This window comes from Clostridium sp. 16K-1-R1, from assembly GCF_023921145.1.
GTDB classification, from domain to species: Bacteria; Bacillota; Clostridia; order Clostridiales; family Clostridiaceae; genus Sarcina; species Sarcina perfringens.
This window is the reverse complement of the sequence record NZ_CP046515.1, coordinates 1,187,953-1,201,697: the sequence shown is the minus strand read 5'-3', so window position 1 is coordinate 1,201,697 and position 13,745 is coordinate 1,187,953. Positions and strand designations below refer to the sequence as shown.

Below are 13,745 nucleotides of genomic sequence, written 5' to 3'. Positions count from 1 at the left end.
TTTTAAATTAAATCAATGCTTCCCAAACCTGAGTTTCTTCTACACCCTAATCCTAGTTCTTTTAGTAAGTTTAAATCATCTTTATCTCCTCTTAAGTGAAATACTCCAGAGTAAGAATTAAAGTATATATATTTCTTATTAGTCTTTTCTTTAAAGCCACTTATTTCTTCTTTTACAACTACCTTTTTCATCTTTAAAGGAGTAAATACAAGTTCCTCTTTTAACCCATATCCTCTAAAAGGTTTAAGAGATAGATTTGCAAAGTAATTAAGCTCTTTATTATAATTTTCATCTTCAATTTCAAGAGCTTTATTATTAGCATCTTTTATAAATATTGGTGATAAAGTTTTAAATATAGCTTCATTTTCTTCTACTTTTCTTTCTTTTTCTATTCTTACAGATGTTTTTTCAAAGTCACCATATTCCTTCATTTTCATAAAACCATTAAAAAGAACCATGTTTAGTTTAATATCTGGAGTAGAAATTACTATTTTAACTTCTCCTTCAACATCTACAAAATCCCTATTAATTTTATAGTCTTTAAAAAACACACTAAAAGTAAATGGCTTGGTTTTCTTAGTTTTCTTACCCTCATAAAAAAACATCTCTTCAAAATAACTTTGATCAAAATCAGAAATTATCTTTTTTATCATACTTAAAATAAACATTCTATATGATAAAGAGATTTTTTTATTTTTCATTTTCCCAGCAACTAAAATTTTCATATTTTCACCTCTTATACTTTTTTAAATTTGCTATATCTTTATTTTAATACTATATTTATCCAATTCCAACCCTTTTATTGGATTTTAATTAAATATATACCAAGTATATTTTCTAAACATTTTAAAAATCAACTGATAAAGTATAACTTTAAGCAAATAAATTTTTATATTAAAATAAAAAATCGCCAATCTCATAAATGATTAGCGATTAATTATAATATTCCTCATAGTTAATATAAAAATATATTTTTAGGAAAGTATAGGTTTTACATTCCTCATAGTTAATATTCTTAAATTATAGCATATATTAACTTAATATAACATTATAATTAATAATATATTTTTAATTAACCTAGAAATATTCTAATAAAAGACAAATCATTAAATCATATTATAAAAACAAATCATCACAATTTTTTTCAAATCCTATTATATCTTTTTCTAAATTATTAGGATTTTTGACTCTATAAATATATAGAGAGTCCTCATCCTTAATAAAGTCTTTATTTATTTCAGATAAGCATTTATGTAATTTAGCTTCTGTTATTTTCCCTTCAAATACTGAGTTTTGAGTCCAAATTAAATATTTTTTCAAAATCTTTCTTACTCTATTTACTCTCTTTTCACCTACATCATAAGTTAATATTACAAACATAAATTCACCTCACTGTATATCAACCTTTAACTATCTCTATAATTATTTACCACCAAGCTTTTAAAGGTTTATAGTCCTCATCTCCTAAAAGCATTTTTATTAACTTATAGCACTCTAACCTTATTAATCCTCTATATGAAACATTTCTATTTAAAGTTCTGTGTCTTACAGTAGTTGATAATTTATTTTCATACTCTTTTATAAATTTCTTTCTTCCATTTTCATTTAAATAGCAAATTCCTTCATCAATATCAAAATCACTTTTCTTAATCATTCCCTTATTTATCATATTAAAAATGACACTATCTACTATTAAAGGCTTAAATATCTCTGCTAAATCTAAACTTAAAGAAAATCTCTTTGTTGATGGCTCGTGTAAATAACTTATTGTTGGATCTAATTGTGTTTTATAAATTTCACCCAAAACAGTGGTATACATCATACTATTTCCAAAGGAAATCAATGCATTTATGGGATCGTTAGGTGGTTTTTTCTCTCTTTTATTAAAATGAAAATCATTTTTTAAGAAAGCATTATATGATTCATAATATTTTTTTCTTGCTCTACCTTCAGCTCCCATAACCCCTTCAATTGTTTTTGCTTCCTTCATAATCTTTCTTTCATTTTCTATTGCTTTTACAAATTCAGATGTTTTCTCTTTATATCTTCTAAGATTTCTTAATATATGATGCATAGCAGAATCTATAAAAGTCTTTGCTATAGCCACCCTAAATTCATAGTTATCATACGCTAAAGCTTGATTTACTAATAATACTCCAGAAACATTTTTCTTCTTAGAGTAATATGATCCACTATAAAATCCATAATAGTTATATATACTTATAAGAACACTGTATCTTGATATATAATTTAAAAACTTTGTATTTAAGTCAACCTCTCCGAATATATGAAGTCTTTCTATATCTTCAATTGGTAAACCTTTTTTATTACCTTCAAAATCTTCAAAGTAAATAGTATTTTCCTTTCTTTTAATCCTTCCATTAGAAAAAATATAGTAATCTCTTCCCATATTAATCCCTCTCCCCTGCATAACAAAACTCATAATATGCACATTTTTTGCAATAAGGTAATTTCTCAATCTTTGGAGGCTTTTTTCCCCTTAGAATTTCATTTATTTTAAGTAAAGTTTCTCTTATCCTATTTTCATCATCTTCAGTCAATTCAACTTCTTCAATTCTTTTTTCCTTAACATAATGTATGGCTCCTTTTTTATTTATTCCTATTTGCTTTAAGTAAAAAAGATAATATAAAATCTGCATTCTATCTGAAATTTTCATTTTGCTTGATAACTTTACTTCTTTTACAGTTTCATTTTCCATAATGTCTAATTTTATAATGTCATCTACAAGCTTTTCTTTGTGACTATTTGACCTTATATAAGAATTTTCATGTACTACTTTTCCATGTAAAACCCTATCGCTATTATCTTCCATTGAAATCCCCTTATCAAAGAGCCATAATTTTCTTTTACAGACAAAATAATAATTAAACTTTATTCCTTGTACTTTTAAATTCTCAAAATCAAACTCCATAAAATCACCTTTTAATCTAAATTTTATAAGTCTATATAAACTCATAAAAAAATCCTCAATTAAAGATTAACATTAATTGAGGACATATATTGTACCTATTAAATTTTTAATATAAATTATTTATAATTTTTTGAACACTTAATCTAACTTCTTCTTTTATTTCAAGAGGCTCTATTATTTTTACATACTCTCTCATGCTTAAAATCCACGAAATAATTTCTGGAAGTCCTTCCATAGTGGCCTTAAATAATATTTTACCATTTTCTAATTCAATAACTTCTTGATTATCGACCCAAATTTTCTCTTTTATAGTATTAGCTATAGGTGGAGTTATTTCTAAAATTAAATTATACTTTTTACCTCCAAATATCCCAATGCTATTTTTCTTATTGTTTTCTATTAGTTTATCTACATCTAATGTTTTTTTGAAAATTTTATTGCTTATATGATATCCCTTTATTCTTATTAACTTAAAATATCTTACTTGATTTTTTGAAAGACAATTAGCAATTACATATTGCTCACCTTTAAAGGTAAATATTTTATAAGGTTGAATAGTTCTCTTGCTTACCTCTCCATTGTTCCCACTATACTCAATAAAAACCTCTTTATTAGAAATTATGGCTTCAAAAATTACATCTATCATTTCTTGTAATTTATTATTTATTGGTAAACTTCTTCCGTAAGGGATTATGCTATTAGTTTTTTCATTATTGGAATTATGTCCTTTTTCAATGGAATAATTTATTTTATCTATTGCTCTCTTTAGATCTTTATTGCTTTCTAAAGAGAAATCCTCTAAAGCATCTATAGAATACTTTAGTAAATTTATTTCATGCTCATCAAGTAATTCTTTTATGGGGATATATTTATCTCTCAATATATATCCTCCATCAATTCCTGATTTTGACTCTATATAAAAAAATTCTGATAATGCTTCTTTATATCTCTTAACTTGTTTTTCACTTACTTCTAATTCTTCTGCAATCTCTTTAACCTTTAATTTTCTGCCACTCCTTAACATCATAAGCATTCTTAAAGTATTCCCTAAAGTACTCATCTTTTTCTATTCTCCCCTTTAGATATAGTTTATTAAATAATACATAATAATCATATTTATACTGGCTAATTTTACTGAACTTTTATATCTAGTGTATAAAATAACTTGAAATTATAATTTAAACCTAAATATAATTTATTTAATTTTAAACTTATATAATGATACTTACCTATCTATATTAAAACTTTAGTTTCTCTAACACTAATTAAGCTTATATAATAGCTCTTGTCCTAAATTTATTTATATTTTCTAGTCTACATTTAAAATTTTGGAGAAATACTTCTTGCTTCTCTTTGCTGCAATGGTTATTTTGAAGGGACTTTTGTCGTATCCTTCTACAATGATGTTTCCTGATTTATCTCTGTAAGCTACTTGTATGTTTTTAAAGTAGAAAATGTAGTAGCCAAGTATAATTCCATCCTTAAAGGAGCCTGTTGCTCTATTTAGTGCTTCATTTCCAAGGGCTACATTGTTTTCACTAAGGTCAAAGATTTTTCTTCCTTTGCTAGTAGTTTCTGTTACAATTGCTCCTGATAAATTGGTTATAAATGCCCAAAGGCAAATTATTAAAAGTATGATGGATATGAGTGTATTGTTAGCTTGTCCACCCTCTCTAATGGTTTTAGATATATCTATGATTCCAATGGAATCTAAAAATAGGCTTGTATATGTAACTATTGAAAATAAAATTCCTAAAAGAACCATTGAAATATCCTTAAATTTTGGAAAATCCACATCTTCTAGTTTCTTTAGTTTTCTTAAAAGGTCTAAGGAATATTTTGCTCTATTTAAAAGGGCAATATTTAACGCTCCTATTAAGATTAAATTCAAGAAAAATATTATACTAATTCTATTCATTAAGATGCTGCTTATGAAAATAATTCCCATGATTATTAGGTTTGCCACAATATATGAATTTATCTTCTTTGAACTATGCATTTAAGCACTCTCCCTCACATACTGAACTATTTCCTTAGCCAGATCATCATTTAAACCATTGCTACAGTTTAGTCCTACTTTGTGTTTTTTCTTGGCCATTGTAATGTGGTAAACATCCTTATTTTTTGTTTTATTAATGCTAAAATCATCTAAATCCTCAAAGCCTATTTCACTTAAGGTTTCAATGTGTTCTCCCTTTTCAAAATCATTTATCTTTACTTTTAAGTAAATCTTTCTATTTTCTATTTCAAAAATAACTTTTCCAGCAGGTATACCACATACAGGTAAAGTGTAATATGTAAAAGGAGCAATGTTTGTATAAAAAAATTGCTTTACTAACTCCTTGTTGTCTAAATATACTATAAATTTAAATTTTTTATTGTTATTCATACTATTTACCTTTTTAATCTTCATCATTATACATAAGTAAACATCCTTTACTATTAAAAGATGGTTTCTTTACTACTTTTTTCTTTTTCCCATCAAGAAATCTATATAAATTATTCTCCATAAGAGCATTTAATAATACTTCATTTCCATAATAATTTCCTTTGCTATCCATATAAAATGTAGTATTAACTTGTCCCCATCCTTCAAACATATATATAGGTTCATTCCCTATAAAAGCAACAGGAGATATCTCACACTCTGGTTTTTCTATATATACCATATTATTATCAAAATTATTTAATATGGTATCTAAATTATCATAAAATACTGATATATCAGCACTTTTATAATTCTTAATTAAAAATTTATCAACTTCATTTTGTGTTTTTAATCCTTTAGGATCATTTTTATAAAATAATTTTATAGCCTCATCTGGAGTTAATCCGTACTCTTTAATGTCCATTGTTTGAGCGTTATCCTTTGACTGAACATTATTTGACTTCTTATCATTTACCTTATTAGAGTTATTATTAACCTCTCTTGGAAATCCTTTAGTTGGTACGAAGCTCTTCTTTGATTCTTCAATTATCTTATCAAATGTGTCTTTATATTTAGCAGGATATCTATATATAAATACTGGTATATCTGAATCTGGTCCTTCTACAATTCCATATTCATAAATTATTAAGCCATTTTTTTCACAAGCAAAGGTATATGTATTTCCTTCTAGATTACTAATTAATATTTTGCTATCTTTCTCATTACATTTATTTTCAATATCAAGCTCATCTTTAGCTGTTTTTCCATCATGATTATCATTTAACCCTGCTGAAAATTCTATTTTTTTATCTTTACTCTTAAGAGTTATTCCCCCTTCTAAATCTGGCATTTCACTTTTTTGTATTTCAAAGAAATTAGGATACCTTAATGATAAACCATGCATAAGAAAGGTGTTATAATTCCAATCACCATCAATATTTCCAACCTCCAAAGGATTTTTACCTATTATAGCTCCATAAATATTTTCTTTGTCTAAATCAGAATAATTTTCAACTTCATTAAGTTCTACTATATTCTTTCTATTGTAATCAAATGTTATTTCAGCAATCTTAAACCCCTTTGGTATAGTTATAATTCCATCCTTTACAGTAACAACTTCTTTATTTTCTGAAGATTTTTCTTCTTTTTTTGCTTTAGTATCATTTTTAACTTCTTCTTTATTATTCTTTTCCTTACTAGAAATATTAGAGCTGTTTTCATTGTCACTTACTTCTTTTTGATTATTTGTGCTACAACCAATAAAAGCACTGCTTAATATTCCTATTGAAAGTAATAAACTTACTAAATTTCTCATAATATCCTCCTATATTTAACAACTCATTAACATTATATAACAGTTTTGTTAATAAGTTAAGTTTATTACTCTTTGCAACCAAATAAATACCCTATTAAGTCTTATACTATTAATTTGTTTTTTAATTATATTATGAGAATCATAAAGTCCATTATCTGTTAAAACTTATAATGTTAATTTATTTTGTGTATGAATCTATATCTCCTAGTCTATTAAAGCTTCTGTTAAAACTTATAATGTTAATTTATTTTTAAGATTAAGTAATTCTAAGAATTTTGATCTTGGCTATTAAAATTTATACTGTAAATTTATTCTTTAACTTTCTTTTTGGATGTCTTATTTAAATCCTTTCCTTAAAAGCATAAAAAGGTCATATGAAAATAGTTATGCAACCTTTCATATGACCTAAAAATTTTTAAACTCAATATATATTTAATGAATTTATATTATTGTAATAAAAAAACAAGAATAACCAATAAATTAGCTCTTCTTGCTTTTACTTAATAAATCTAATTGATATTCTAGCCTCTACTTATTTTTTCATTGATGTCTTCTAGGGAATCTTCCTCATATTCTCCAAACCAATCTTTTAGTTTCTTTTTGGCTTGTTCTTTTACTTCTTCATCAATGTAAAATGCTACTGCTCCAAGGGCAGGTATTAGAAGTCCTAAGTCATCTGTATATCCCACAATTGGTGCAATATCTGGAAGGAAATCTATAGGAAAGATAAAGTATCCTAAGACACCTATGATTATGCTTTTAGCCCACTTAGGGGTTGTATCCTTTTTTAAAGTGTAATATAGCAATAGGCATGTGTAAACTACCTTAATACCAGCCTTTTTAGCAAATTTTCTTAATTTCTCAAAGAAGTCCTTATCAGAAAAGAATTTTGCGTATTTTTCTAAATTTATTTTACGCTTTTTACCCTTTATCTCAACTTCTTCAATGATTAGCTCCTTGTTCTCTTCACTCATACAAAACCCCTCCTTTGCAATATATAATACTCCTAATGTTATGTTTATTTCAATATATAATAGATAATATTTTCTTAGCTACTATTTCTTATATTTTTTCAAGAAACTTAGTAAATATAAGATTAAAATTTACGTATTAGTCAACTGCTATTTCTTATATTTTTGCAAGAATCCTAGCAAATAGGAGGCTAAATTTAAAATGCTATTTCTTCTTAAAGTAAAGCTATTTTACAATATAATATTGAGATCTAAAATTATAATCCTTGTCTATTTATCCTAACTTTATTCTTCTATATAATATAATTCTAGTTCTTATAATATAATTCTACTTCTTCTGCCTAGACTCCTGTAACTTTCTTTAAAACCTTATTCCTTTATATAATATAATTACCAAGTTAAATAAATCTTATTAAACTTACTTTAGTTAGCAATTTTCTAAATTTAAACTACTTTCTTTATCTTTGATTTTGAAATAGCATAACATAATAGTCCAAATAAAGTTCCACCAATTGTCCAAGCAATTACTTGTCTTAATCCTACATTAATTGGATCCCCTAAAATCCATGGCCAAAGATATGTCATTACAAAAAACATAAATATTCCCCACTGTATTGCTGATATTATACATTGTTTTTTTAATTTTTTAATTTCCATATTGTAAGTATAATCATCATAAACCTCTGTTTCATAAGCTCCACTTTTTTTCAGCTTATTTAAAATATAACATGAGTTCCCAAATTGAAGGGCAGCTAAGGCAAATGTTCCAAAGGTTAGACTATGATTAATTCCATCAAAAATAAGACTAATTACCATACAAATTATAAGTAAGTATGATAAGTATAAATTAGCCGTTGCAAGGGTTTCATAAATTACTCCTTGCTGATATTCATCTCTTTCATCTAAGTAACCTATATTGTGCTTTAGAAGTGTTTTTTCAAACTTATTCATCCTCTCATTCCTCCTCATTAACCCAAAATAATGTGTTTAAATCAGTTCCTAAGGCCTTGGCAATCCTAATACATAAATCTAGGGATGGATTATATTTTTGATTTTCAATTAAATTTATGGTTTGTCTTGCAACTCCAACCTTTTTTGAAAGCTCTAACTGTGACATATTAGCTAGAGATCTATATTCCTTTATTTTATTCATCCCTTCACCTCAATTCCGTATCACATATATATGACTTTAGTAAAATAATACCATTAAAAATTTCATATGTCAAATATATGTGACACTTTAAGTTTAATGATATAATAAGATTGTATAAAAAATATTATGGTATAAATTTAATTTTTAAGAGGTGTATTATGGACAAGCGTTTTACCTTTAATGAGGATTATATGAATTATGAGAAATGGAGGCCTACCTATTGTGAGGAATTGTTTCATGTGATAATGGTGTCATAGATAATCTAATATTACATTTCTTATCTAAATATAACCAGTAATTATTTATAAGTTAATCTAAAGTTTGATCTCAATTGTAATTATGATAAAATAATCTTCGAGGTGAGAAAAACATTATGAAAAAAACAGTAAAAGTAGTTGGTGCTATAATTGAAAATAAAAAGAAAGAAATTCTTTGTGCCTTAAGATCAAAGGATATGACTCTTCCTAAGCAATGGGAATTCCCAGGTGGAAAGATTGAGGAAGGGGAAACTGTAGGACAAGCAATTGTTAGGGAAATTAAAGAAGAATTAGATTGTGATATAGAATACATATCTACATTTAATGATAATACTCATGAATATGAGAAAGTTATAGTTAACTTAATAACACTAAGATGTAAACTTGTTAATGGAACTCCAAAGGCTAGTGAACACGCAAAACTTATATGGCTTCCAGTAGATTACCTTGAAACTCTTTCATGGGCTCCTGCTGATGTTCCAGCCGTAAAGCAATTAGTAAGTGAAAAGTAAAAAAACAGGAGAAATCTCCTGTTTTTTTATATCTATAATATGGACTCATCTATTATTCCTCCAAAATAACTAAACTGCTCGTCTAATTTTAAGTTTCTATTAAGTCTTTCATTAATTCTTATATATTTTAAAACGTTATGATTGAAATCATACCATTTTTCTTCATTTAATATGTATTTCTTTTCACTGTCTATTGCTATTTTTGCAAACTTATTATGAAAATCCTTAAATAAAAGGAAAGTTAAATGTATATTAGGATATTTATAAAATTCTTTTGCAATCTCTAAAACATCATCCTCAATTTCTAAGGTGTCCATAAAAGTTACATTTGGTGCTGTAATTACTAATAAATCAATATCGCTTCTATCTTTAATCCATGCTTCTGTTCTAAAACTTCCAAATTCAACTACACAAATTATACTTTTTAACTTTTTTAGTTTTTCTAAGAAATCAGCTTCTGTCATATTAATCACCTCATTTTATTCCTAATCCTATTATATCCTAATACTTTCACTTTTAAAACTTATACAAAATATGAGAAATAAAAAACAGGAGAAATACCCTGTTTTCATTTATAACTTTAATAATTATTCAATAGCTCTTCCTTAATAAATAATTCATCTTTAACTACAACTATCCTCTCCATATTAATTACCTTCCTAACTTTGAAAAGCTAATATATTCTTTCAACATTAAATCCATTTCCATAGAAAGCATTTCTGCAAGTGAATATTTTTTTAGAAGAAATCTAACAAATTTACATCCTATAAAATAGCCTACATCTGAATGACCTTTTTAACTATTCCAATCTCCAAAAAAGTCTTGTACACTTTCAGAATTAGTAATTCTTATTAAGTATTCTCTCTTTAGTTCAATTAAATTATTTTCACACCAATCTATCCATCCCTCTTGATTTTGATGATAATAATTTTCATCTCCACATAGTAATTGCTCAAATAACATAGCTACTCCTTCGCTATAAAGTTGAAAAAGTGCTTTTTCACTAATATTTTTTTGTTTTCCAAAACATCCACCCTTAGTTTTATGCCAAATATGACCTATTTCATGAGCTATCAAAGCAAACATATCCTCTTCGTTACACCAATCAAGTTCAATAATCTTTTCAATTCCAAGTAGAACAACATTCTTATTATCAAGTGATGTTGCCCAGCCAGCTCCATTACATAGACCTAAGTATAGAATAATGTCTAAATCCAAGTCCTCTTCAAATAATTCATTGAATTTATATTTTATATTATCTGAAACTGCTATAAATGATTCATGGACTTGCTTTAATTTTTCCCTACTTTTTAGAGCTGTTTCAACTACAGGCAATATATCCTTTCTGTAATTATAATCTTTAATATCCCTTTTAACTTTATTAGATAATTCCTTTGAAATCACATTTGAATAATTTTCCCAAAGTGATATATTAAATTCCTTTGATGAAAAATAAGATAAAATTTCATCATATGTATCTATAAAATTCATTAAACCAACCCCTACCATAAAATTTTCTGCTTATCTATAAGTGTTATAATATCACAAGTCCAAATTTTATTCCACAAATTACCATAACATTAAAATACAGATAATAAAAAGTTCTAAAGCAAATAAATGATCTAGAACTTTTTTGATTCATTATGTTATTTTTTATTCTTACAATTTAACTTTATAACCCATAAAACTATTGCAGTAGGTATTATATTTATTAATAAAGTTAAATTAGTATTAAAAGGAGAATTAGTTATTAAATTATATATATATGGCAAAATTCCTAATAAAAAATATAAACTAATTACGGCTATAATATCCTTTAATTTACTTTCTATTTTGGCATAATATTTAGAGATAAAAAATGTAGATACTGAAGCTATAAACATCACTCCAAAAGCTCCCATATCACCTACTGAGGATTTAATATCTATTCCTTTTATAAATGCTAGTACTATACCTGATAAAGAAAAAAGCACCATACAAACTATTGCAGAAACAAATTCATTTTTGTTATCTTCAATAAATTTTATATTTCTCTTTTTAGATGGCTTTGCTAATAGATATGAAAATAGTAATGTTTGAATAAGAATTTCTGGTGCTACTTTTAAATGAAACTCTAATGGTAACTTGGTGTACACTATACCTTCTATTGAAAAGGGAGCTGGTGCTGGTGTATTTATTATTCCTATTATACTTAATATAGCCCACAATTTTAACCATCCATATTTTTTCCCCATAAAAGTATCTTTAAATAGTAGTAACACTAATCCAAATAAAATTCCACGAATAACCTGTACTAAAGGTCCTAATAAGGTGCTTACCCCTCCAACACCTTTCATTAATCCATCTACCCCATTCATAGAAAATAAGCTATTATAACTAAATATGGTAGAAAAAATTATTCCACATAAAATATGTATTCCTGTTATTTTTAATATAAACCTTAGATTGTTATTCATATATCCCCCTCATAATTACTATTGTTATAAATTTAATACAGTTGTCCAAAACTTCATATTCTTATTATATATACAATTTATGGATTATAATTCCAATAATTATGTAAATAAAATTAAATTTATGTAAATATGGGTTGTCTGCTTTTCAAATCTTTTACCATAGTATAAATATGAGGTATATTACTGTGAACTATTAAATTTTTAACTCTGCAAGTTTAATTCCCTTAACTCCTCGCTCTATAAAGCATGGAAGAAAATACAATGGCTTTTACTCCCTCTAAGAACTCTTGTGGAGTTATTTTCTGGTATAACAATTTAATTTTTTACTATTCTTACTTAAATTATAATATTAAAAATGGATAAACTTAATAAAAAATATTAACATTCTAGCTTCAAAATGTTACCATAAAAATATAGTAAATTATATTAAGCCATTGTTTTTTTTAGGGGACTTTCTCTTTATGCTGTCATGTTCAAAGTTTCTATTAAAGCTTTGGTTTTTAGGAAGGTGATTTTATGTTTCAGTTTATTATTATAGGAGCTGTAGGAATACTTTTCTCTGTTTTGGGATATTTAGTAATGGTTAAGAAAAAAACAAGCTTAATACACCATTATCATCTAAGGGGAGTAAAGGACATTAAAAATTATTGTAGCTTTATGGGAGGATGTTTATTCCTTTTAGGCGTAGTATTTATAGGCTTTTCTATTTTAGGCTTTACTGAAATTTTAACTTTTGCACAAATGCAGCTTAGTATAGTTATTCTTTGTATTTTAGATGTTGTAGCACTTTTAGTTATACAGGAAAAGTTTGCAGGGCATATATTTTAGGGAAATTACTTTAATATAGGAGTGATTACTTTCTCTAAAGTTATTGAAATTCTCACATTGTTATATGATATAATAACCCCTAATTATATAAGGTAGGAAAATCAAAAATGAAAATATTCATGAAAAGTATAATAAAGCTTTTTTCCTTGCTTAAGATAAAAGAACCTTATCATTTTAGGCTAAATGATAAGGTTTATTATTATTTTCTGTTAATCTTATTTTATGATTATATTAAAAATTCTTTGCTGATATTTAAAGCTTCCTTATCTTTGTAGATTTCTTCTCCACTGCTCTTTAAAGCTTCCTTGTGTTTATATGTTTCTTCCTCACTGTTATTGAAATATTCCTTTACTTTATAGATTTCATTTTCACTATTATTGAAAATTCCTTTATCTTTATAAGTTTTCTCTTCAACTTTCTTTACTTCCACTTGATTTTTGTGGACTTTAATCTTTAAAATCCCATAGTTTATTATTTTTATGTTATATTCTCCATCTTCTAGATTTGAGTAAGTAGATTTTAGTTTTAGCATTATTCTCACTATATTTTCATAATTAAATATTCTGAAATTATTATTTTTAGTAATTGAGTAATTTTCACATATCTTTAAAAGCTGTAATATTTTCTCTCTTTCATATACTGGAACCCTTACATTTACTTCCCTATGATTAAAAGTTTTTATGTATGAAGCTATGACAAAGTTTAAATCATTATTATTCTCTATAACTATTTCTTCAATAAAGCCATTGTTTGAGGAAATATGTTAAATAAAAATAGTCTATACCATGGTTATTATAAAAATCAGTAATATTATGAGTTAAGTTATAAAAAAATAGATAGACCTAAAAATGTGATCTACCTATTTTTCTTTTATTTTTAATTTATAATGTAC

The 13,745-nt window shown here is 25.8% G+C and carries 17 protein-coding genes; 2 read left to right on the top strand and 15 right to left on the bottom strand.

Going from position 1 to position 13,745, the window contains the following annotated elements; all coding sequences use genetic code 11:
• Positions 1–2: 2 nt before the first annotated feature.
• The 11 genes from cas6 to GOM42_RS05215 form a co-directional block, all read right to left on the bottom strand.
• On the bottom strand, positions 3–725 hold the full coding sequence (cas6, locus tag GOM42_RS05265; protein WP_110077368.1) for a CRISPR-associated endoribonuclease Cas6: 723 nt from the start codon (positions 723–725) through the stop codon (positions 3–5).
• 391 nt (positions 726–1,116) lie between these two features.
• Positions 1,117–1,380, bottom strand: coding sequence for a CRISPR-associated endonuclease Cas2 (cas2, locus tag GOM42_RS05260; protein ID WP_004456276.1), 264 nt, complete (start codon positions 1,378–1,380; stop codon positions 1,117–1,119).
• A 46-nt stretch (positions 1,381–1,426) separates the two neighbouring features.
• Positions 1,427–2,410 carry a type I-B CRISPR-associated endonuclease Cas1b gene (gene cas1b, locus GOM42_RS05255; protein WP_110077367.1) on the bottom strand — a complete coding sequence of 328 codons (984 nt, stop codon included), beginning with the start codon at positions 2,408–2,410 and terminating at the stop codon, positions 1,427–1,429.
• A gap of 1 nt (position 2,411) precedes the next feature.
• Positions 2,412–2,978, bottom strand: a complete 567-nt coding sequence (gene cas4, locus GOM42_RS05250; protein ID WP_338846182.1) for a CRISPR-associated protein Cas4 — start codon at positions 2,976–2,978, stop codon at positions 2,412–2,414.
• Between the two features lie 61 nt (positions 2,979–3,039).
• On the bottom strand, positions 3,040–3,993 hold the full coding sequence (locus GOM42_RS05245; RefSeq protein WP_011591958.1) for a WYL domain-containing protein: 954 nt from the start codon (positions 3,991–3,993) through the stop codon (positions 3,040–3,042).
• Between the two features lie 249 nt (positions 3,994–4,242).
• Complete coding sequence (locus tag GOM42_RS05240) at positions 4,243–4,932, bottom strand: hypothetical protein (RefSeq protein ID WP_110077366.1); 690 nt, start codon at positions 4,930–4,932, stop codon at positions 4,243–4,245.
• A complete protein-coding gene (locus tag GOM42_RS05235; RefSeq protein ID WP_011591957.1) occupies positions 4,933–5,322 on the bottom strand; it encodes a hypothetical protein in 390 nt (129 codons plus the stop codon). It abuts the gene before it with no gap.
• A 13-nt stretch (positions 5,323–5,335) separates the two neighbouring features.
• A complete protein-coding gene (locus GOM42_RS05230; protein ID WP_252597721.1) occupies positions 5,336–6,676 on the bottom strand; it encodes a hypothetical protein in 1,341 nt (446 codons plus the stop codon).
• Between the two features lie 521 nt (positions 6,677–7,197).
• Positions 7,198–7,650 carry a DUF1232 domain-containing protein gene (locus GOM42_RS05225; RefSeq protein ID WP_003459128.1) on the bottom strand — a complete coding sequence of 151 codons (453 nt, stop codon included), beginning with the start codon at positions 7,648–7,650 and terminating at the stop codon, positions 7,198–7,200.
• Positions 7,651–8,091: 441 nt separating this feature from the next.
• On the bottom strand, positions 8,092–8,598 hold the full coding sequence (locus GOM42_RS05220) for a hypothetical protein (RefSeq protein ID WP_003475644.1): 507 nt from the start codon (positions 8,596–8,598) through the stop codon (positions 8,092–8,094).
• Between the two features lie 4 nt (positions 8,599–8,602).
• Complete coding sequence (locus GOM42_RS05215; protein WP_003459143.1) at positions 8,603–8,800, bottom strand: helix-turn-helix transcriptional regulator; 198 nt, start codon at positions 8,798–8,800, stop codon at positions 8,603–8,605.
• A 373-nt stretch (positions 8,801–9,173) separates the two neighbouring features.
• Here GOM42_RS05215 and GOM42_RS05210 point away from each other — a divergent pair, with 373 nt between their 5' ends.
• On the top strand, positions 9,174–9,569 hold the full coding sequence (locus GOM42_RS05210; protein WP_110077364.1) for a (deoxy)nucleoside triphosphate pyrophosphohydrolase: 396 nt from the start codon (positions 9,174–9,176) through the stop codon (positions 9,567–9,569).
• 32 nt (positions 9,570–9,601) lie between these two features.
• Here the strand turns inward: GOM42_RS05210 and GOM42_RS05205 are convergent, their stop codons facing one another.
• The 3 genes from GOM42_RS05205 to GOM42_RS05195 all read right to left on the bottom strand — a co-directional run bounded on the left by GOM42_RS05205 (position 9,602) and on the right by GOM42_RS05195 (position 12,025).
• A complete protein-coding gene (locus tag GOM42_RS05205; protein ID WP_003459149.1) occupies positions 9,602–10,033 on the bottom strand; it encodes a nucleotidyltransferase domain-containing protein in 432 nt (143 codons plus the stop codon).
• A 331-nt stretch (positions 10,034–10,364) separates the two neighbouring features.
• The gene (locus GOM42_RS05200) at positions 10,365–11,060 is read right to left on the bottom strand and encodes a hypothetical protein (protein ID WP_110077363.1); all 696 of its coding nucleotides are present in this window, start codon (positions 11,058–11,060) and stop codon (positions 10,365–10,367) included.
• 155 nt (positions 11,061–11,215) lie between these two features.
• Positions 11,216–12,025 (bottom strand): hypothetical protein, encoded by an 810-nt coding sequence (locus tag GOM42_RS05195; protein WP_110077362.1) that lies wholly within the window; start codon positions 12,023–12,025, stop codon positions 11,216–11,218.
• Positions 12,026–12,541: 516 nt separating this feature from the next.
• Here GOM42_RS05195 and GOM42_RS05190 point away from each other — a divergent pair.
• Positions 12,542–12,853 (top strand): DUF3784 domain-containing protein, encoded by a 312-nt coding sequence (locus GOM42_RS05190; protein ID WP_003453861.1) that lies wholly within the window; start codon positions 12,542–12,544, stop codon positions 12,851–12,853.
• A 226-nt stretch (positions 12,854–13,079) separates the two neighbouring features.
• Here the strand turns inward: GOM42_RS05190 and GOM42_RS05185 are convergent, their stop codons facing one another.
• A complete protein-coding gene (locus tag GOM42_RS05185; RefSeq protein WP_223930943.1) occupies positions 13,080–13,385 on the bottom strand; it encodes a hypothetical protein in 306 nt (101 codons plus the stop codon).
• Positions 13,386–13,745 lie beyond the last annotated feature (360 nt).